At 58.1% G+C, this 19878-nt stretch carries 19 protein-coding genes and 3 pseudogenes; 13 read left to right on the forward strand and 9 right to left on the reverse strand.

Annotated elements, in window-relative coordinates; translation table 11 throughout:
* A pseudogene (locus UB23_RS22700) lies at positions 1-140 on the forward strand (bifunctional 4-hydroxy-2-oxoglutarate aldolase/2-dehydro-3-deoxy-phosphogluconate aldolase); the annotation flags it as partial.
* Positions 141-363: 223 nt separating this feature from the next.
* On the opposite strand, the gene UB23_RS22705 reads toward UB23_RS22700, so the two are convergent.
* A complete protein-coding gene (locus tag UB23_RS22705; protein ID WP_045061534.1) occupies positions 364-1545 on the reverse strand; it encodes an aminotransferase class V-fold PLP-dependent enzyme in 1182 nt (393 codons plus the stop codon).
* Between the two features lie 14 nt (positions 1546-1559).
* Positions 1560-1796 carry a DUF3820 family protein gene (locus UB23_RS22710; protein WP_045061551.1) on the reverse strand — a complete coding sequence of 79 codons (237 nt, stop codon included), beginning with the start codon at positions 1794-1796 and terminating at the stop codon, positions 1560-1562.
* Between the two features lie 204 nt (positions 1797-2000).
* On the opposite strand from UB23_RS22710, the gene UB23_RS22715 reads away from it, so the two are divergent.
* Complete coding sequence (locus UB23_RS22715; RefSeq protein WP_045061535.1) at positions 2001-2468, forward strand: PA2169 family four-helix-bundle protein; 468 nt, start codon at positions 2001-2003, stop codon at positions 2466-2468.
* A gap of 80 nt (positions 2469-2548) precedes the next feature.
* Here UB23_RS22715 and UB23_RS22720 read toward each other — a convergent pair whose 3' ends face one another.
* Together UB23_RS22720 and UB23_RS22725 are read right to left on the reverse strand one after the other, a co-directional pair.
* Entirely contained in the window at positions 2549-3019 is a 471-nt protein-coding gene (locus tag UB23_RS22720) for a MaoC family dehydratase (RefSeq protein ID WP_045061536.1), read from the reverse strand.
* Between the two features lie 41 nt (positions 3020-3060).
* Positions 3061-4005, reverse strand: coding sequence for an alpha/beta hydrolase (locus UB23_RS22725; RefSeq protein WP_045061537.1), 945 nt, complete (start codon positions 4003-4005; stop codon positions 3061-3063).
* Positions 4006-4234: 229 nt separating this feature from the next.
* On the opposite strand from UB23_RS22725, the gene fadD2 reads away from it, so the two are divergent.
* From fadD2 to UB23_RS28070, 3 genes are all read left to right on the forward strand, one after another.
* Positions 4235-5923 (forward strand): long-chain-fatty-acid--CoA ligase FadD2, encoded by a 1689-nt coding sequence (fadD2, locus tag UB23_RS22730; protein ID WP_045061538.1) that lies wholly within the window; start codon positions 4235-4237, stop codon positions 5921-5923.
* Positions 5924-6259: 336 nt separating this feature from the next.
* Positions 6260-7954 (forward strand): long-chain-fatty-acid--CoA ligase FadD1, encoded by a 1695-nt coding sequence (gene fadD1 / locus UB23_RS22735; protein ID WP_045061539.1) that lies wholly within the window; start codon positions 6260-6262, stop codon positions 7952-7954.
* Between the two features lie 229 nt (positions 7955-8183).
* Entirely contained in the window at positions 8184-9473 is a 1290-nt protein-coding gene (locus tag UB23_RS28070) for a pentapeptide repeat-containing protein (RefSeq protein WP_160298067.1), read from the forward strand.
* Here the strand turns inward: UB23_RS28070 and UB23_RS22745 are convergent.
* On the reverse strand, positions 9448-9825 hold the full coding sequence (locus tag UB23_RS22745) for a hypothetical protein (protein ID WP_033056806.1): 378 nt from the start codon (positions 9823-9825) through the stop codon (positions 9448-9450). The genes UB23_RS28070 and UB23_RS22745 overlap by 26 nt on opposite strands.
* A 202-nt stretch (positions 9826-10027) precedes the next feature.
* Between UB23_RS22745 and UB23_RS22750 the strand changes: the two genes are divergently transcribed.
* From UB23_RS22750 to def, 3 genes are all read left to right on the forward strand, one after another.
* A complete protein-coding gene (locus tag UB23_RS22750; protein ID WP_045061540.1) occupies positions 10028-10219 on the forward strand; it encodes a CsbD family protein in 192 nt (63 codons plus the stop codon).
* A 185-nt stretch (positions 10220-10404) separates the two neighbouring features.
* Positions 10405-11361 (forward strand): YihY/virulence factor BrkB family protein, encoded by a 957-nt coding sequence (locus UB23_RS22755; RefSeq protein ID WP_045061541.1) that lies wholly within the window; start codon positions 10405-10407, stop codon positions 11359-11361.
* Positions 11358-11897, forward strand: coding sequence for a peptide deformylase (gene def / locus UB23_RS22760; protein WP_045061542.1), 540 nt, complete (start codon positions 11358-11360; stop codon positions 11895-11897). The genes UB23_RS22755 and def overlap by 4 nt, the downstream gene beginning before the upstream one ends.
* Positions 11898-11941: 44 nt before the next feature.
* Here def and UB23_RS22765 read toward each other — a convergent pair whose 3' ends face one another.
* Entirely contained in the window at positions 11942-12352 is a 411-nt protein-coding gene (locus tag UB23_RS22765; protein WP_045061543.1) for a GNAT family N-acetyltransferase, read from the reverse strand.
* A 737-nt stretch (positions 12353-13089) separates the two neighbouring features.
* Between UB23_RS22765 and UB23_RS30885 the strand changes: the two are divergent.
* Positions 13090-13767, forward strand: a pseudogene (locus UB23_RS30885) (PAS domain-containing protein); the annotation flags it as partial.
* Positions 13768-13878: 111 nt separating this feature from the next.
* Positions 13879-14310, forward strand: a pseudogene (locus tag UB23_RS30890) (methyl-accepting chemotaxis protein); the annotation flags it as partial.
* 25 nt (positions 14311-14335) lie between these two features.
* On the opposite strand, the gene UB23_RS22775 reads toward UB23_RS30890, so the two are convergent.
* Together UB23_RS22775 and UB23_RS22780 are read right to left on the reverse strand one after the other, a co-directional pair.
* Entirely contained in the window at positions 14336-14968 is a 633-nt protein-coding gene (locus UB23_RS22775) for a glutathione S-transferase family protein (protein ID WP_045061545.1), read from the reverse strand.
* 62 nt (positions 14969-15030) lie between these two features.
* Positions 15031-15462 (reverse strand): PACE efflux transporter, encoded by a 432-nt coding sequence (locus UB23_RS22780; RefSeq protein ID WP_045061546.1) that lies wholly within the window; start codon positions 15460-15462, stop codon positions 15031-15033.
* Positions 15463-15589: 127 nt separating this feature from the next.
* Between UB23_RS22780 and UB23_RS22785 the strand changes: the two genes are divergently transcribed.
* A complete protein-coding gene (locus tag UB23_RS22785; protein WP_045061547.1) occupies positions 15590-16465 on the forward strand; it encodes a LysR family transcriptional regulator in 876 nt (291 codons plus the stop codon).
* Positions 16466-16601: 136 nt separating this feature from the next.
* On the opposite strand, the gene UB23_RS22790 is transcribed toward UB23_RS22785, so the two are convergent.
* Positions 16602-17633 carry a LacI family DNA-binding transcriptional regulator gene (locus UB23_RS22790; protein ID WP_045061548.1) on the reverse strand — a complete coding sequence of 344 codons (1032 nt, stop codon included), beginning with the start codon at positions 17631-17633 and terminating at the stop codon, positions 16602-16604.
* Positions 17634-17847: 214 nt separating this feature from the next.
* Here UB23_RS22790 and UB23_RS22795 point away from each other — a divergent pair, with 214 nt between their 5' ends.
* Together UB23_RS22795 and UB23_RS22800 are read left to right on the forward strand one after the other, a co-directional pair.
* Positions 17848-18381 carry a gluconokinase gene (locus UB23_RS22795; RefSeq protein WP_045061549.1) on the forward strand — a complete coding sequence of 178 codons (534 nt, stop codon included), beginning with the start codon at positions 17848-17850 and terminating at the stop codon, positions 18379-18381.
* 82 nt (positions 18382-18463) lie between these two features.
* Complete coding sequence (locus UB23_RS22800; protein ID WP_045061550.1) at positions 18464-19816, forward strand: GntP family permease; 1353 nt, start codon at positions 18464-18466, stop codon at positions 19814-19816.
* Positions 19817-19878: the final 62 nt, after the last annotated feature.

A 19878-nucleotide genomic window follows, 5' to 3' on the forward strand; every position in this document is an offset into this window, starting at 1 on the left:
CCAACATCAAAAGCTACATGGCGTTGAAAAACGTGATGTGCGTGGGCGGCAGCTGGATGCTTGATCCGGAGTGGATCAGGAACGGCGACTGGGCCCGCATCCAGGAATGCACTGCCGAGGCGTTGGCGCTGCTGGACTGATTGGTTTTACTGACACGTCGTTGTGTGTTCTACGGCTTTAACGGTGCGCTTGGTCGGTGCACCGTTTTTTTTGTCTGAAGAAAGCCCCACCGTGTACGCCATAACCCTGTAGGAGCGAGCTTGCTCGCGATGGCCGTTAACGATAACGCTGGAAACCTGACACCCCTTGGCGGTCTCAGGTTTTTCGCGAGCAAGCTCGCTCCTACAGCGGGGCGGTGGTGAATCAGCGCAACTGGTCCAGCGCCTTGATCAGCGCCGCGATATCCGCCGCTGTGGTCGTCAGCCCCGGTGTTATGCGGATACAGGGTCCGCTCGCCGCGCCGCTGCGTACAACGGTGAACAGGTTGAACTCATTCAACAGCCGGTCGACCATCACCTGTTGATCCGCATGCCGGGTAAACCGCATCGAGGTTATCGCGCAATACAACCGTGGGTCGTCCGGGGTCATCACCTCGATACCCGGCCAATTCCGCACCGCCCGGACCCACTCATTGCGCAGATAATTAAGCCGCGCGCCTTTGGCTGCGGAGCCGCCCATGGCCAGGTGTTCCTCGAACACCAGCGGCAGCGTCAGCAGCGCCGGGATATTGGGGGTGCTGTACGGCGTGCGGGCGCGAATGTCGTTGAGCGGGAAATGCTGCTCGCCCATGTCCGGGTCAATATCCGCCAGGCGCTCCGGGGCGATGTACATGAAACCCAGTGTCAGCGGCGCACCGATCCACTTGTGCAGGTTGTAACCGGCGAAAACAATGCCCAGCTCTGCGAGATTGAACTTCATCTGCCCCAGCGCATGGGCGCCGTCGAGGATCACATCGATGCCGTGTTCCCTCGCAGCCGCCGCAATGGCCTGCACCGGCATCACCAGCCCGGTGCGATGGGTGACGTGGGTCAATGCCATCAGCTTGAGCCGTGGGTAACGCTCGAAAGCCTCACGGTAACTGGCCAGCAGCGAGTCGAAAGAGGCGGGGTGCTGGTGATCAATCTCTATCACTTCCACACCGCGATAACGCGCCAGCCAGCGCATGGCACCTTTTACCGTGTCGTATTCGAGGTCGCAGATCAGCACCTGATCGCCCGGCTGCAGGCGGTTGTAATTGCGGATCAGCGATTGCAGGGCGTCGGTGGCGTTACGGGTCAGGGCAACGGCTTGCGCCCGCACACCAATCAGCTCCGCCAGCTGCGCGCGAATCTCCAGGCTTTCGACCTGTTCGAAGTGCTGGCGCACATGAACCGAGTTGCTGCGGTTGATCAGCTCGATGTTGCGCTGGTATTCCTCGACCACCGTGCGCGACATTCGGCCGAAATAACCGTTTTCAAGATTGATCGGGCCAGGTTCCTTCGAGTAACGATCGGCAAACGTCAGCCAGAACAGCTCATCACGGGCGCGGCGGGTGTTATCGGGCATGGCTTACTCAGTCTTCAATGACGCGGGGCAGGTTTGCCGTGTTTGGCGCGCAGCGGTTCAAGCAGCTCCGACAGGCCGTTGTGGTCGATCTCCTGCATCAGGGCCAGCAGGCCGCCCAGTTCGCCGTGGGGAAAACCTTCCCGGGCAAACCAATTAAGGTACTGGCCGGGAAGGTCGGCAATGATGCGTCCTTTGTATTTTCCAAAGGGCATTTGGCGAGTAATCAGCAGTTCGAGCTTTTGCGGGTTCATCATTTGATCGTCTTGAGTCAGTCACATTTGAAAATACAGGCATTCTGCATGCAGGCCAAATGACAGATCATGCAAAAAAAGCGGATGCAGATTTCGCGATAAAACATAAATCATTGAAATATAACGACTTTATTTTCAGTGAAAAGCTGGCATGCAGGGTGCAATAGCTATTGCATCTTTCATCAACCCGCAAGGAATTGAAAAATGACCGACATGAATAAAGAAGCCATCTCTGTACTCAACGACCTGATCGAAGTTAGCAAAGACGGTCAGGAAGGGTTCAAGACCTGCGCCGAAGACATCAAGCACCCAGAACTCAAAACCCTGTTCGTGACCCGTTCCGCTGATTGCGCAACCGCCGCGGCAGAACTGCAGGCAGCCGTGCGTTCCATGGGTGGCGATCCGGAAACTTCCACCAGCGTCAGCGGCGATCTGCACCGCCGTTGGGTTGACGTGAAGGCCATGTTCACCGGCAAGGATGAAGAAGCCGTGTTGAACGAAGCCGAGCGCGGTGAAGACCATGCGCTGAAGGCTTACAAAGAAGCCATCGAAAAAATCAACAAGCACAATCTAGTGGGCATTCGTGACCTGGTTGAGCGTCAGTACCACGGCGTACAACGCAACCACGACCAGGTCAAAGCCCTGCGTAACCAGGCTCGCGCTCGCTCGTAAGCGTTCGTAGCAGCCAAAAAAACGCCGGTTGATCCGGCGTTTTTTTCGTCAAAAGATCGCAGCCTGCGATCTTTTGCTTTTCAACCGATGCTGATCGCCGGCAATGTCGTCAACGTCACGGTCTGCTGCTTGCGCGGCGCCAGAATCTCCGCTTCGCCATCCACTACCAGCTCATCACGCTGATTGAAAACGCGAGTCGCAATGCGCACGCGAAACTTCGGCAGTTTTTCGAGGATTTCAAGGCGCACGGTCAACGTGTCGCCAATCTTTACCGGCTTCTGGAAGCTCATCTGCTGGCCGATGTAGATAGTCCCGGGCCCGGGCAGTTCGCAGGCCACGGCTGCGCTGATCAAGGCGCCGCTGAACATGCCATGGGCGATACGCTCCTTGAACATGGTGCCTGCCGCATATTCGGCGTCCAGGTGCACCGGGTTGTGATCGCCGGACATCGCGGCGAACAACTGGATGTCGCGCTCTTCGACCGTTTTGCTGTAGCTGGCGGTCTGGCCGACTTCGAGGGCTTCATAAGGGGTGTTGGTAACCTGGGTCATCTGTTTCAATTCCTGTCACGAATAAATAAATCGCAAAAAAACTATTCCGACCGGGTGGGTCGGCGGTGGCTCAGCGCCTGCTCGATCCAGTTCAACAGATCGTTGATAACCTGATCGCGGTTGATCTCGTTGAAGAGTTCATGCCGGGCCTGGGGGTAAATAATCAGATGCAGATTCTGGCTGCCGGCCTTGCGCAGGGCATTGGCCAGACCTTTGAGACGCTTGCCTTCACTCACCGGATCACATTCGCCGCCAATCACCAGCAACGGCAGGCCCGGATCAATCTGCGCGAGATTGGACGCTTTGCTGATTTGCTGCAAGCCGCCCAGCAAATCGACCCACAGCTGATTGGTGCAGCGCATGCCGCAAAGCGGGTCGTTGATGTACTTGTCGACTTCGGCCGGGTCGCGGCTCAGCCAGTCAAAAGGCGTACGTACCGGCTTGAAATGCTTGTTGAACGAGCCGAACGACAACCACTCGATCAGCGCACTGCGGCCCTTGGGACCTTGGCGCAGCCGTTCGGCGCGGGCGATCTGCCGGGCGGCGCGATAAAGCGCCACGGGCTGGAAGTTCGAGCCGCTCAGCACAGCGCCGTGCAGGCTGGCGCTGTGGTGCAGCAGATAGGCCTGGGCGAGGTAGCTGCCCATGCTGTGGCCGATCAGCAGGATCGGCACCCCGGGATGCTGCTGACCGACGTGCTGATTGAGGCTCGCCAGGTCGCCGACGACCTTGCACCAGCCATCGTCGTCGGCGAAATGCCCCAAGGTGCCATTTTCGGCGGTTTTGCCATGTCCTCGCAGGTCGGGGGCATAGACACCGTAGCCCTGCTCGCAGAGTTTTTGCGCCAGGCCTTGGTAGCGGGCGCTGTGCTCCGCCATGCCGTGGGCCAGCAGCACGATGGCTTTCAGGGGAGGGGTGGGTAGCCACTGATTGACGAACAGGCGACTGCGGTCACTCGCGGTCAGCCAGAAAGTGTCGTGGATCATGGCGATTCCTTTGCGCTGGGTCGATGCATTGTATAGCGCATTCCGGGTGCGGCCGTGCGAACTGCCTTACACCACGGCAGGAAGATTCACACGATCAATGACGGTATCGGTCATGTTTGCCTGATTCGCCATAACTGCTAGTGTCCGTGAAGCTCCGCTTTTCGCGTCAGGTCTGACGAAACTGACAGAACAGCGGCCCGGATAGGTTCAGGTAAAGAGGACAAGAACAATGCAACCTGATTTCTGGAATGACAAACGCCCGGCCGGCGTACCCCTGAACATCGACCTTGGGGCCTACAAGTCGGTCATTGAGGTGTTCGAGCGTTCCTGCAAGAAATTCGCCGACCGCCCGGCCTTCAGCAACATGGGCGTGACCCTGACCTACGCCGAACTGGAACGCTACAGCGCCGCGTTTGCCGGTTACCTGCAAGCCCATACCGACCTGGTGCCAGGCGATCGCATCGCGGTACAGATGCCGAATGTCCTGCATTACCCGATCGCCGTGTTTGGCGCCTTGCGTGCCGGCCTGATTGTGGTCAATACCAACCCGTTGTACACCGCGCGGGAAATGCGCCATCAATTCAAGGATTCCGGTGCCCGGGCGCTGGTGTACCTGAACATGTTCGGGCAAAAGGTCCAGGAAGTGCTGCCGGACACCGACATCCAGTACTTGATCGAAGCCAAAATGGGCGACCTGATGCCGGCCGCGAAGGGCTGGCTGATCAATACCGTGGTCGACAAAGTGAAGAAAATGGTTCCGGCCTATTCACTGCCCCAGGCCATCTCCTTCAAGAGCGCGCTGCGCATGGGCAAGGGGCAGGGGATCAAACCGTTGAACGCCGGTCTCGACGATGTCGCAGTGCTGCAGTACACCGGCGGCACCACTGGCCTGGCCAAGGGCGCGATGCTGACCCACGGCAACCTGGTGGCGAACATGCAACAGGCGCGGGCCTGCCTTGGTCAGTTCGGTACCGACGGCCAGCCGCTGCTGCGAGAAGGGCAGGAGGTGATGATTGCGCCGCTGCCGCTGTATCACATCTATGCCTTCACGGCGAACTGCATGTGCATGATGGTCACCGGCAACCATAACGTGCTGATCACTAATCCACGGGACATCAAGGGCTTTATCAAGGAACTGAAGAGCTGGCGTTTTTCCGCGTTGCTGGGTTTAAACACTTTGTTTGTCGCATTGATGGATCATCCGGATTTCAAGTCCCTGGACTTCTCCAGCCTCAAGCTGACCAATTCCGGTGGCACTGCGCTGGTCAAGGCCACTGCCGAACGCTGGGAAAAACTCACCGGATGCCGCATCACCGAAGGCTACGGCCTGACCGAAACGTCACCGGTGGCGTGCACCAACCCCTACGGTGACAAGTCGCGCATCGGTACGGTGGGCCTGCCAGTACCGGGTACCACGCTGAAAATCATCAACGATGACGGTGTCGAGCAAGCCTTGGGCGAACGCGGCGAGCTGTGCATCAAGGGCCCGCAGATCATGAAAGGCTACTGGCAGAAGCCTGAGGCGACGGCCGAAGTACTGGATGCCGAGGGCTGGTTCAAGTCCGGCGATATTGCAGTGATCGACCCGGATGGTTTTGTGCGCATCGTCGATCGCAAGAAGGACATGATCATCGTCTCGGGTTTCAACGTGTACCCGAACGAGATCGAGGACGTGATGATGGCTCATCCGAAAGTCGCCAACTGCGCGGTGATCGGTGTACCTGACGAGCGCTCGGGGGAGGCGGTGAAATTGTTTGTAGTGGCGCGCGAATCCGGGGTCAGCCTTGAAGAGCTGAAGGCCTACTGCAAGGAAAACTTCACGGCTTACAAAGTACCCAAGCATATTGTGTTGCGCGAATCGTTGCCGATGACGCCGGTGGGCAAGATATTGCGGCGGGAGCTGCGCGATATTGCTTAGTGATCAGTAGAGTTGGATGACGCCAAAAGATCGCAGCCTTCGGCAGCTCCTACATGAGAATGCGTTCCTCTGTAGGAGCTGCCGAAGGCTGCGATCTTTTGCTTCCAGGCGACCAATAGAATTTTTGCTCTAAAACTGACTATAAGCTATTCAAGAGTCACCAGTGTGACTGTAGAGCCCGCTTTTGGCTCTGGTCGACCCTTGGCAAAGCTGCTACTCTCGGCGCGCTTTGGGACTTCCCGGCCTTTTAAAACGCCGTTTTGGCCCCTGACCAAACACCAATAATAATCGCATCAAATGCGGTGCTGAATTCGCGTTGCTGAGGAGTGGGCTTCCATGATCGAAGACTTTTGGAAGGATAAGTACCCTGCCGGGATTGCTGCCGACATCAATCCGGACGAGTACCCGAATATTCAGGCAGTGCTGAAGCAGTCCTGCCAACGCTTCGCCAACAAGCCGGCGTTCAGCAACCTGGGCAAGACACTCACCTACGGTGAACTGTACGAACTGTCGGGCGCCTTTGCCGCTTATCTGCAACAGCATACCGACTTGCAGCCAGGCGATCGAATCGCCGTGCAATTGCCCAACGTGTTGCAGTACCCGGTGGCCGTCTTCGGTGCGATTCGCGCCGGGCTGATCGTGGTCAACACCAACCCGCTGTACACCGCGCGGGAAATGGAACATCAATTCAACGACTCCGGTGCCAAGGCCCTGGTCTGCCTGGCCAACATGGCCCATTTGGCGCAGACCGTGGTGCCCAAGACCGGGGTCAGGCACGTCATCGTTACCGAAGTCGCCGACCTGCTGCCGCCGCTCAAGCGCCTGCTGATCAACAGCGTCATCAAGTACGTGAAGAAAATGGTCCCGGCCTATCACTTGCCCAAGGCGATCAAGTTCAACGACGTATTGAGCAAGGGCCACGGCCAGCCAGTCACCGAAGCCTGCCCGGCCAGCAGCGATGTGGCCGTGTTGCAATACACCGGTGGCACCACCGGCGTGGCCAAAGGCGCGATGCTGACCCATCGCAACCTGGTGGCGAACATGTTGCAGTGCAAGGCGCTGATGGGTTCCAACCTGAATGAAGGTTGCGAGATCCTGATCACGCCGCTGCCGCTGTACCATATCTATGCCTTTACCTTTCATTGCATGGCGATGATGTTGATCGGCAACCACAACATCCTCATCAGCAACCCGCGCGACCTGCCGGCGATGGTCAAGGAGTTGTCGAAGTGGAAGTTCAGCGGTTTTGTCGGCCTTAATACGCTCTTCGTTGCGCTGTGCAACAACGAAGGTTTCCGCAAGCTGGACTTCTCTGCGCTGAAAGTCACCCTGTCGGGCGGCATGGCCCTGCAGCTGGCGGCCGCCGAGCGCTGGAAGGCGGTCACCGGTTGCTCCATCTGTGAAGGGTACGGCATGACCGAAACCAGTCCGGTGGCCACGGTGAATCCGATCCAGCACATCCAGATCGGCACCATCGGCATTCCGGTACCCTCGACCCTGTGCAAGATCATCGATGATGCCGGCGTGGAACAGCCACTGGGTGAAATCGGTGAACTGTGCGTGAAAGGGCCGCAGGTGATGAAGGGTTACTGGCAGCGCCAGGACGCCACCGATGAAATCCTCGACAGCGAAGGCTGGCTGAAGACCGGTGACATCGCCCTGATACAGCCGGATGGCTACATGCGTATTGTCGATCGCAAGAAAGACATGATCCTGGTGTCCGGCTTCAACGTGTATCCCAACGAGCTGGAAGACGTGCTGGCGACCCTGCCGGGCGTGTTGCAGTGCGCAGCGATTGGCGTGCCGGACGAGAAGTCGGGTGAAGCGATCAAGATCTTCATCGTCGTCAAGCCGGGCGTGACCCTGACCAAGGAAACGGTGATGGAGCACATGCGTGCCAATGTTACCGGCTACAAGGTGCCACGTTCCGTGGAGTTCCGCGATGCGCTGCCGACCACCAACGTCGGCAAGATCCTGCGGCGCGAATTGCGTGACGAGGAGTTGAAGAAGCTGGGCCTGAAAAAGGCCTGAATGGCAACTGGCGTCGCCTGCCGATCCGGAGACGCTGGCTGAGCATTGAACCGTCGAAAAATCCGCGACCCGAAACGGGCTGCGGATTTTTTTTGCGCGCTATTCCTCAATGGGTCGCACTGCCGCACGCATGCATCAGCCCATTGTGCGTTTTCTGAAAGTCTTGGGTATTGGGGCGTGATTTGATTGCGGGCTCCTGGCCAATGCCATCTTTCATGGAGTGATGCTTATGCCGCTGCCCCCCTTATCCCTTTCGCCCACCAGGAACTGTTCTCGCTCTCGCGAGAGCCAAGGATCCGACGGGGGATCAAGTGTTGTTGCCAAGACGCTGAAGCGCACCGGCAACTCACCCCTCCTCCCTATCAAACGTTTCTTGGCTGAGAATGAAGCGTCAACATTAAAATTTGGTTCTGAAGAAGTGCTTGATTTCCCGGCGCTAAAAAAACATTTAGGTCCCGTTTACATTGGCGATTACTCGCCTTTCGAGGAACCTGTTCCGGCAAACAGGCACCGTTTCTGGCACCCATTTACGGATTTTTCCTGGGCGTGGTGGCCTGGTTCGGCGTTCTGCGACATCAGTTTTACAGGATCTATGTTTGCCAACGTAAACCTGACAAACCTGCAGGCGAAGAATGTCGATTTATCCGGTTCGAATTTCTCGAACGCCAACTTATCCGGGGCGCGACTCAAATCTAGCGACCTCTCGCGCTGTGATTTTTTTGGAACCGACCTGAGCTACCTTATTTGTGTGGAAGTGGGCTTCGGCGAAGCCACCCTGTCCGGGACGATACTCGAATCTGTCAATTTATCGGGCTGCGATTTTAGCAAGGCCAACCTAAACACCCTCCACTGTGATGGCGGGAACTTTAGTCGCACCAACTTTTCCGGGGCGAAACTCAAATCTGTCAGTTTCTCGGGCTGCGATTTTAGTGGGGCCAACCTAACCAACCTTGACCTTGATGAAGTGGACTTCAGTGGCGCGAATCTCTCCAACGCGCAGATATCCTTGAGTCAAAGGTTTATCGAGAAAACTCTGCTAGGGCCCATCACCAGCGACAGCGAACGTCAGCGTATGGCCTATTGTCCCGAGACGGGCATCAGGAATTTATTGGCGACTATCCACAGCATCAATCCCACTTATCAGAATCTGAAAAACTCCTTAATGCGATCGGTGATCGAGCAAGTGAACCGCTTGGAAGACGACGCGCTGCAGCGCCACCTGCCGACGCTGGTGAAGATGTTGTTCAATAATCGTGGCTATGACGAGGTACCTGAAATCGCATCGTTCAATATTCGATTGCTGCCATTGTGGCTGCAAAGAAAAGAACATGAGCGATATTTCCACGGCGAAATCGATCGGGACCTGGTGCAGCGCCTGATCGACCGCCATCCATCCAAGATGGACTTGGTGAAACGCTACGGGAAAACCCTCGGCTTCCGTCCGGACAAGACTTCGTCGGGCGCGCAAACGGCCAGTCCTTCTACCCCGGCGATTACAGGCGGAACTGCGCAAAATTGACGTTGGTGCCCGCCGGACGCATGTCTTGCAGGTACGAGTCTTTGTCGGCACTCAGTTCCAGGCTCAAGGCCGCCTTGCGTTTGCCCTCGTTGCGCACCACCAGGCCTTCGAGCTTCTCACGCAGGAACACCGTGGGCACTTTCAGGTGCAGCAGTTCGTCGGTGTCCGGTGTGTGCATCAACAGGTGCACCCACTCGTACTGACCAATGGCGAGGCGCGCGACCGGAATATCGAACCACCAGATGTTGCGGTTGCGGTTCAATTCGGTGAAATGGCAGTTGTTGACGCCAAGCACAGCACCGCCGAGTTCCTGGTTTCTGCGGGCAATGGCCTGCTTTTTATCGAGTTTCATAACATTCCTACGGGGTTGGATCTTCAGCGCCATGGCCTGAATACGTTGCGCATTCTCAGGTGTTGGCGGGCAAACATAAAGCCCAACCTGCCGGGATCGATGAAAATCTTCCGCGCAAAATAAATGAAACTCCCGGCAAATCCCTCCGGTCAATCTTTCTGTAAGCACTTTTTTTCGTTCAATTGTTCACAGGAGAGACACCATGAGCAGCACTGGCGATAAAGTAAAAGGCGTCGCTAACGAAGCAGTCGGTAACGTCAAACAAGGCGTAGGCAAGGCTACCGGCAACGACAAAATGCGTGCCGAAGGCGTAGTGCAGGAAAAGAAAGGCGAAGCTCAGCAAGCAGTGGGCAAAGCCAAAGACGCGGTCAAGAAAGGCGTCGACAAGGCCTGATCTGGCCTGTGAAGCTATTATGAACGGCCATCTGCGGATGGCCGTTTTTCTTTCAGCTGGAACTTGAACACAGAATTTGTTTCAAAGTGGCCGAACAAGGCTATTTTGATGCAGGCTACATTGATAGCAACGGCCCCTGAGTCGCCCCGACTTGAACCCGATTTTTGCGGCGAAAGGAGACGCTAATGATTTTCCCGGACATGAAAGGTCTGCCCATCCACCGCGTGATGGTGCGCACGGTCACCGAATTCATCGATGACGAGATGTCGACCTATGCGTCGGCGCTGGCCTATCAGATGTTGTTCTCGCTATTCCCCTTCATTCTGTTCCTGATCGCCCTGATCGGTTTTTTGCACCTGCCGGACTTCTTCTCCTGGTTGCGCCTGCAGTCGGAGCTGGTGTTGCCGCCCCAGGCCGTGGAGCAGGTGAACCCGGTGATCGACCAGCTGCAGCAATCCAAGGGCGGTTTGCTCTCGGTAGGTATCGTGATCGCGCTGTGGACCGCATCTGCCGGCGTACGCCTGTTGATGAGTGCGATGAACGCTGCCTATGACGTGGTCGAAGGACGTCCGGCGTGGAAACGTCTCCCGCTGTCGATTTTCTACACCATCGGCATTGCCGGCATGCTGCTGATCGCGGCGGCGCTGATGGTGCTCGGGCCGCAGGTGATGGGCTGGATCGCCGCGCAGGTGGGCATGGAATATTTCATCGTGACCCTGTGGACCATCGCCCGCTGGCCTGTGGTCGTGATCCTGCTGATGGTGGCGGTGGCGCTGATCTATTACGTGATGCCTGACGTCAAACAGGAGTTCCGTTTCATCACCCCAGGCTCGGTACTGGCGGTGGTGGTGTGGATCCTCGCGTCCGTGGGTTTTGGCTTGTACGTGAAGGAGTTCGCCAACTACAACGCCATGTATGGCAGTATCGGCGCGATCATCGTGTTGCTCCTGTATTTCTACATTTCTGCTGCCGTGTTGTTGCTGGGGGCGGAGATGAATGCGGTGATCGAACACATGTCCAGCGAAGGCAAGGACCCGGGCGAGAAAGTCCCCGGTGAGCTCGCCGAAGAGCCTAAACAACATGTTTCCGGACTGGGTCGGGATCACTCGATCAAGCCATCCACTGACGAAGTCATCAAATGATCCGTGAAATCCTGAAAATGGGCGATGAGCGACTGCTGCGCATCGCCCCGCCGGTGCCTGTCGAAATGTACGACTCGCCGGAGTTGTGGCAGTTGATCGACGATATGTTCCAGACCATGGAGAGCGTTGGTGGGGTCGGCCTGGCCGCTCCGCAAATCGGCGTTGACCTGCAACTGGTGATCTTCGGGTTCGAGCACAGTGAACGTTACCCGGATGCCGAGGCCGTGCCGCAGACCATCTTGATCAACCCGCTGATCACGCCGCTGAGCCCGGTGATGGAGGAGGGGTTCGAAGGCTGCCTGTCGGTCCCGGGCCTGCGCGGTGCGGTAAATCGGTATCGGGAAATCCGCTACGAAGGTTTTGATCCCAAAGGCCAACCCATTGTGCGTTTTGCGTCGGACTTCCATGCCCGGGTGGTGCAGCATGAGTGCGATCACCTGATCGGACGACTGTACCCGTCGCGCATCACCGATTTCAGCAAGTTCGGCTTTACTGAAGTGATGTTCCCGGACCTCGACCCGAACGCTGACGACTGACCAGAATTACCCTCAATGCAATAGGGGCCTGCCACAGGGGCGGGTTACAGGCCTGCCCCCATCGCAATCATCGGCTTGCTGCGCGCATAACGACTCAACCGTTCAGCCATCGCATACGGCAGCACCGGGTCGAAGCTGAACCCGCGACGCTCATAGAAGCCGCGCAAGTCCGGATGACAGAACAACCACACCGGCCCCTGCAGCCCCTTGATGGCCTCGGCAATCAACGCGCCCGCGATCCCCTGTTCACGACAACCTGGGTCAACAAACAGTCCGGTCAACCAATGCCCGTCCGCCACCGGCCGCAAACACAATGCACCGATGATTTCTTCACGCCTTGCGATCCATAGCTGGGCGTCGCGCACGGCTTTCATCGACGATTGATGGCTGCGATAAAACTTGTTCATCAGCGGCCACAATGGCTCGGCGAGCAGGGTGTACTGGGTGTCGGGCATGGGTTCGGTCTGTCGGTGCGCAAAGCCTTTGATTATAAAAGAACGCGCGCGCGGCGATAGGTGTATACCTGATCTCACATCCCGTATGAGTGGAGTACGTATCATGGCCAAAGGCATGGATTCAAAGAAAGCAGCGAAGAAAAAACCGGCGAAAACCGCTGATGAAAAGCGCGCGGACAAGAAGGCCAAGAAGGTGGACGTGTTCGGCCATTGATCCCGCAAAAAGGGAGCCCGGTCCTCGGGCTCCTGCTGCACGGCTGTGCAGCGTCAGCATCGCGTCCCCCGCGATGTTCGTAAGGTTCGCCCACTGAAAAAAGTTCAATTTTTGCTGCGTAATGGTCGACTAGTGGCCTTGCGTACGGTTATTGCGTGTCTATGCTGACTCGTAACAAGGAGTGGTATGCGAAAGGGAGTTACTCATGAAACTGTCAGGTTTGGCTCGATTCCGGGCTATCAAGAGAAGGATGTCTTGATAAGAGCGTCGCACCATGGACCCTCCGATTGAACATCATTTATCACCTGAGCGAACCCTCCATGCTATGGGGGGGGCGTATGCCATGTTCCATGGAGCATTGTGGTGGATACGTAGAAAGGCCGAACTTTCTTCAATCAAAAGACCGTGCTTAGGGTGATACGACATGTTTAACCTACATCACAAGGCTGACCTGCTGGAAATCGAGCGCTTCAGTGGCGCGTTGACCGAAGCCAACGGCAAGCTGGCCGCGGTCAGCCGGTCGATGGCAATCATCGAGTTCACCCCTGATGGCATCGTCATCGATGCCAACGAGAATTTCTGCAGCACCATGGGTTACAGCGCCGAGGAAGTGCGCGGCAAGCACCATCGGATTTTTTGTGAGGAGGCGTTTTACCGCAGCGAGGAATACGCGAAGTTGTGGCGGGACCTGGCGCGGGGCGAACCGCTCAGTGGCACGTTTCAGCGCCTGGACAGGAACGGCCGGGAGGTCTGGCTGGAGGCCAGCTACATGCCGGTATACGGGGCTGATCGGCAGGTGCAAAGCGTGATGAAAGTCGCGGCGGACATCACCGCCCGGATCAATCGGGAGCACGAAAACGACAGCCTGCTCGCCGCTATCGGGCGCTCCATGGCCGTCATCGAATTCAAGCCGGACGGTACCGTTATCACGGCCAACGATAACTTCCTCAAAACCATGCATTACTCGCTGAACGAAGTCGTGGGCCAGCACCACAGCCTTTTTTGCCATCGAGCTGAGAGCGAGTCGCAGGCCTACAAAGCGTTCTGGGCCTCGCTTAATCGCGGTGAATATCACTCCCACCGTTTCGAGCGCAAAGACAAGCACGGTCATACGGTGTTCCTGGAAGCGTCCTATAACCCGCTGTTCGATGCCAAGGGGCGCCTGTACAAAGTCGTCAAGTTCGCCAGTGACATCACGACTCAGGTCACCACCCTGCAGACCGCTGCCGAATCGGCTCACAGCACTTCGGTACAAAACGACGCCTGCGCCCAGAAAGGCTCCCAGGTGGTGCAGCAGACCGTGCAGATCATCCAGGACATTTCCCGCGACCTGAACGAGGCGGCACTGAGCATTGATGCCGTGAGCAAGCAGTCCGAAATTATCGGCACCATTGTCCAGACCATTCGCGGCATTGCGGATCAGACCAATCTGCTGGCACTCAACGCCGCCATCGAAGCGGCCCGGGCGGGGGAGCACGGCCGTGGTTTTGCGGTGGTGGCCGATGAGGTCCGCAGCCTGGCAGCGAGGACCAGCCAGGCGACGCTGGAGATTGTCGAAGTGGTACGCAAGAACCATGACCTGTCGCTGAGCGCGGTGACGAGCATGCAGTCGAGCCTGAGCCGCACCGGGCTTGGGGTCGAACTGGCGAACGAAGCGGGGGAGGTGATCCTGGAAATCCAGCAGGGCTCGCGGCATGTGGTGGATGCGATCAGTCAGTTCAACTCGACGTTACAGTTGAACTGATCGCCGCGATTGCACTCACCAAACTTCACGGCAAGCCATTGCAGCCATGCCTGAGAAACCCCGGACGTTGCGCCAGCCGTTGAAAATACTCATCGACGGCGGGCAGGTCGGGGCGATCCATGGGGGTCATCAGCCAGCGGTTGATCGACAGGCCGATGACGATGTCGGCCACGGTAAAGTGCGGCCCGGCGACATAGGCACCGGTGGCCTTGAGCTGTTGCTCGAGTATGGCCATTTTCTGGTTCCAGCCGCGCACCCCGCTGGCGATCAGGTGCGGGTCAAGGAACTCCGGATCCCGACGCACCAGCCCGGTGAACGCATAACTCCAGGAACGATTGAGTTCGGTGGCCTGCCAGTCCATCCATTGCTCGACGCGGGCCCGGGCTGCCGGTTCGCCAGGCAGCAGTTCGGTGTGATGGTGCTTGCCGGCGAGGTAGCGACAGATGGTGTTGGATTCCCACAACACACCGGCCTCGTCGATGATCACCGGCACCTGGGCGTTGGGGTTGAGCTTGATGAATTCGGGGCTGTGGGTTGATGCGAAGCCGCTGCCCCAGTCCTCACGTTCGTAGGAAACGCCCAGTTCGTCGCAGGTCCACAGGACTTTTCTGACGTTGATCGAGGACGCTTTACCAAGAATCTTCAGTGCATGTTCCATCGAGCTACTCCTTTAGCGTTTAGCCGCTTCAGGAATCTGACAGGGTAATGTCCGACTGGCAATCAGGCCGGGTCCGGTAGTGCAGAAGCGGGCAAACCGAAGGTGCGATCAAACAACCAGTTGAACGCGAACGTGTAGCAGGGGATGAAGATGATCAGCGCCAGGTCCAACAGGAAGGCTTGTACCAGGCTGATGTTCATCCACCAGGCGATCAACGGGATCAGAAACACTATCAAGGTTAGTTGAAATCCCACTGCATGGGCGATGCGCCGTTTCACGGTGCGGGTACGCGACACCTGGCGGCTTTCCCAGCGCTCGAACAGCGAGGTGTAGATGAAATTCCAGGTCACGGCGATGGTGGTAATGATCACCGCCAGGGGGCCGGTGCTGCCGGGCGATGTGCCCGACAACAGCGCCAGGCCAAGTGCCGAGAATGTCATGCCGATGATTTCATACAGCGACACATAGACCAGCTTTCGTTTGAGACCTTGCATGGTTACAACCTCTTGCGACGAATAAAACGCCAGGTTTGTTGAAACGACTGGCGGAAGCGGCGCAAGATAGCTTCAATAGGGATGACAGAAAAAGTCAGAAGCTTTCAGTTTTATTGACAGGTTAAACATGAGTTTCAACAGCGATAGCATCGAACTGTTTCTTGCCGTGATTGAGCGCGGGTCGTTTTCTGCTGCCGCTCGGTCTTTGGGCCGGGTGCCGTCGGCGGTCAGTATGGGTATCGCCAACCTGGAGGCTGAACTCGGTTACCTGCTGTTCGATCGCAGTCATCGCGAACCGGTGCCAACCGCCATGGCCGCTGCCCTGGTGCCCCATGCAAGGTTGATCGCCGAGCAGCTCAAGCAGTTGCAGGTGCACGCCATCGAGCTGTCGTTGGGGCTGGAAAGCAAGTTGTCGATTGCAGTGGTGGCCGACCTCGACAAGCACTCGGTGCTGGCCGCGATCAAGGTCATCGCCCGGCGTTTTCCGTTACTGGACATTGAACTGCTCACCGCTGCGCAAGATGACGTGCTGGCGATGCTGCACAGCGGCAGGGTCAGTGTGTGCCTGGCGTTCGCCGGGCTGAGCATGAACGTGCTCGAGCGCTTCCAGTTTGTCGGTTCGGAACGAATGATTGCCACACTCTCGGCGGATTATCCGCTGGTACCGGGGCAGGATCTGTTTCTGGAAGACCTGGTGCACCTGCGCCAGATCATCGTCGCCAGCCGTGATCTGCCGATCAGTGACACCCGGCCGCTGTTGGGCGAGTCCCATTGGCGCACCGATACCCTGGCGATGGCGCTGGACATGGTTGAAGCCGGGTTGGGTTGGGGTAATTTTCCGCAGTCGGTGGTGCAGCCATTACTCGACGCCGGCCGGCTCCAGCGCCTGAATTTCCGCAATATCGAGAATGGCCTGGTGCTGCCAGTGCATGCGGTGTGGCTCAAGAGCCAGCCGCTGCAGAAGGGCGCGTTGGCGTTTGTGGAGCTGATGGCCAACCAATGACACCGGCCTCCTTCCGCAGGAGCTGCGATCTTTTGACCTTGATCCTGGTAATCAACGGCAGAATCAAAAGATCGCAGCCTCGTTGCACTCGACAGCTCCTACAGTGGGGGGCGCGTTTCTTCAGAACCGTCGCAAGTTACGTGCTCTCGCGCACCTTCAACTCAAACCCCATGTCCAGCACTGGCCTGGCCACGGTATTGCCGGCCAGCAAGGTCAGCATCAACTCCGCCGAACGCCGGCCGATGGCCTCGCGCGGTGTACTGATGCTGCTCAGGCGCGGCACCATGTGCGCTGAGGCCGGCAGGTCGTTGAAGCCCAGGATTGCCACCTGTTCCGGGACCTTGATCCCGAACCGCATGGCTTCGAGCAACGCACCCTGGGCCAGGTCGTCGTTGCCAAAGAAGATGGCATCGACGTCTGGATGACTGGCCAGCAACTGCATGAACAACTCGCCGCCCAGGCCAACGGAGGAAGGGCGCGGCGTCAGGATCTCCAGATCGGGATCGTACAGCCCGGCCTGTTGCAGCGCCTTGCGAAAACCTTCGCCGCGCAACAGGGTGCGCTGGTCCAGCTGGGCGCCGATGTAGGCCAGGCGCTTGCGGCCGCGGGAGAGCAAATGTTGCGCCGCTGTTTCACCGGCGGCCAGCTGCGAAAAGCCCACGCAATTGACGCCCGCAGCGCTGTCGAGCTCCATCATGTACACACACGGGATGTTGCTGGCCTCGATCATGCGTCGCGAGCTTTCAGTGCGGTCAAAACCGGTCAGCAGCAAGCCCCGTGGCTGATAGGCCATGTAGTTGCGTAGCAGGTTTTCTTCTTCGTCGCGCGAGTAGTGGAAGTTGCCGATCAGCACCTCGAAGCCTTTGGGGCGTAAAACCTGATGAATGGCTTCCAGGGTCTCGATGAACAGCAGGTTGGACAGCGACGGCACCAGCACCACCACGGAATGGCCCTGTGCAGAGGCGAGGGCACGGGCGGCGGGGTTGACCACGTAGTTGAGTTCCAGCGCCGCCTTCTGCACCTTCTCCACCAGGTCGGCGGCCACGGTGCTGACCCCGCGCAGGGCACGGGATGCGGTAATCGGACTGACACCGGCCAGGCGCGCCACTTCGTTGAGGGTAGGGCGGCCAGTGGTGCGCGTATTCTTATCGTTTTTAGGGGAGATCATCGGACGGCTTGCCAAACAAAATTCGAGGCACTAAGGTAGCGCTGTCCCGAAGCAGCTGCAAATGCGTAAGCGAGTTTTGCCTGAACCTCGCTTCTCGGCGTTGGGTACGAAATGTTGCAACCCACAAAAATGACAAGAAGGCGTCGGCAACTTCTGCTTTTGAACCAGTGTCAAAGCTGGCAAAGGTAGCGCTGTCTGCGTGCTGAGGTGTTACATGAATCATCCCATCACCGCCCTGGTCATCATGGGCGTTGCCGGTTGCGGCAAAACCTGCGTCAGCGAAGCGCTGTGCCAGCTCAGCGGCGCAACGGCCATCGAAGGCGACACTTTCCATCCTGCTGCCAACATCGAAAAGATGAGCGCGGGCATCCCCCTCAATGATCAGGACCGTGCCGGCTGGCTCGACAGCCTGTGCGATGAACTGCGCCGGGTCGACGCCCAGGGCCAACGCCCGGTATTGACCTGCTCGGCCCTCAAGCACAGCTATCGCGAAGTATTGCGCAGTGCGCTGCCAGGCCTGGGTTTTGTGTTTCTCGAATTGACCCCTGAAGTGGCCGCCGAGCGTGTGTCGCACCGCCCGGGGCATTTCATGCCGTCGACCCTGATCGACAGCCAGTTCGCCACGCTCGAGTCGCCCAAGGGCGAACCGCTGACCCTGGCGCTGGATGCATCCAGCCATAGCGTCGACGAGTTGGCCGTTCAAGCACACCGCTGGTGGCTGGAACATGGCCTGAAACCCGGCGTATGAGTTTTGTGCGAAAAGATAGCGCTGTCCTGATGGCTTGCGAATTACCCGCTTTAATAACAACAACAACCAGGAGACACCCCTAATGTTTGGCATGTCCCACGAGACGTTCCTGCTGCTTGATGCAGTGGTCACGGTGATCGGGCTTATCGTCCTGATCACCAAGTTCAAATTCCACCCGTTCATCGCCCTGATCATTGCCGCAGCATTCCTCGGCCTGACCTCGGGCATGCCGATCGGCACCATCATCAAGGCATTCCAGGACGGCTTCGGCGGGGTGCTGGGTTTTGTCGGGATCATCCTGGCGCTGGGCACCATGCTCGGCAAAATGATGGCCGAATCCGGCGGGGCGGACCAGATCGCCCAGACCCTGATTCGCGCATTCGGCAAGGACAAGGTGCAGTGGGCGATGATGTTCGCCGCCTTCCTGGTCGGCATCCCGCTGTTCTTTGAAATCGGCTTCGTGCTGCTGATCCCGCTGGTGTTCATCGTCGCGCGGCGCACCGGTGTATCGATCATCAAGATCGGTATCCCGCTGCTGGCCGGCCTGTCAGCCGTGCACGGCCTGGTGCCACCGCACCCCGGCCCGTTGCTGGCGATCGGTGTGTTCGGTGCCGACATCGGCAAAACCATCCTGTACGGGCTGATCGTGGCGCTGCCAACTGCCATCATTGCCGGGCCGATCTACGGCACCTTTATTGCCAAGTACATTCCCGGTCATCCCAATCAGGAGCTGGTGGATCAGCTGGCGCGCGAGCCGGACGCCAAAGAACTGCCAAGTTTCAGCATTACCCTGATCACCGTGCTGCTGCCGGTGTTCCTGATGCTGCTCAAGACCTTCGCCGATGTCGTGCTGCCTGAAGGTAACTTCTTCCGCTCGTTCATGGACCTGATCGGTCACCCGATCTCGGCGCTGCTGCTGGCGTTGCTGCTGTCGCTGTACACCTTCGGCCACCGCCAGGGCATCGGTTCCAACCAGATTCTCAAATTGCTCGATGCCAGCCTCGCGCCGACGGCCGCGATCATTCTGATCATTGGTGCAGGTGGTGGCTTCAAGCAGATGCTGGTGACCAGCGGCGTGGGTGACGTGATCGGCCACATGGCGGTCAACGCGCAGATCTCGCCGATTCTGCTGGCCTGGCTGGTGGCTGCGGTGATCCGAATCGCGACAGGCTCGGCCACCGTGGCGACCATCACCGGTGCAGGCATCGTGGTGCCGGTGGTGGGCATGATCCCGGGCGTGAACCGTGAGCTGCTGGTGCTGGCCACCGGCGCCGGTTCGCTGATCCTGTCCCACGTCAACGACGCCGGTTTCTGGCTGGTGAAGCAGTACTTCAACATGACTGTGGCAGAAACCTTCAAGACCTGGACCGCGATGGAGACCATCCTGTCCGTGGTGGCGTTGGGCTTTATCCTACTGTTGTCGATGTTCGTGTAAGCGCTGTTTGAGGCACAAAAAAACCGCAGCAATGCGGTTTTTTTGTGGGCAGGGGGTGGGGT

The organism is Pseudomonas sp. ES3-33 (genome assembly GCF_000952175.1).
Lineage (GTDB): Bacteria > Pseudomonadota > Gammaproteobacteria > Pseudomonadales > Pseudomonadaceae > Aquipseudomonas > Aquipseudomonas gregormendelii.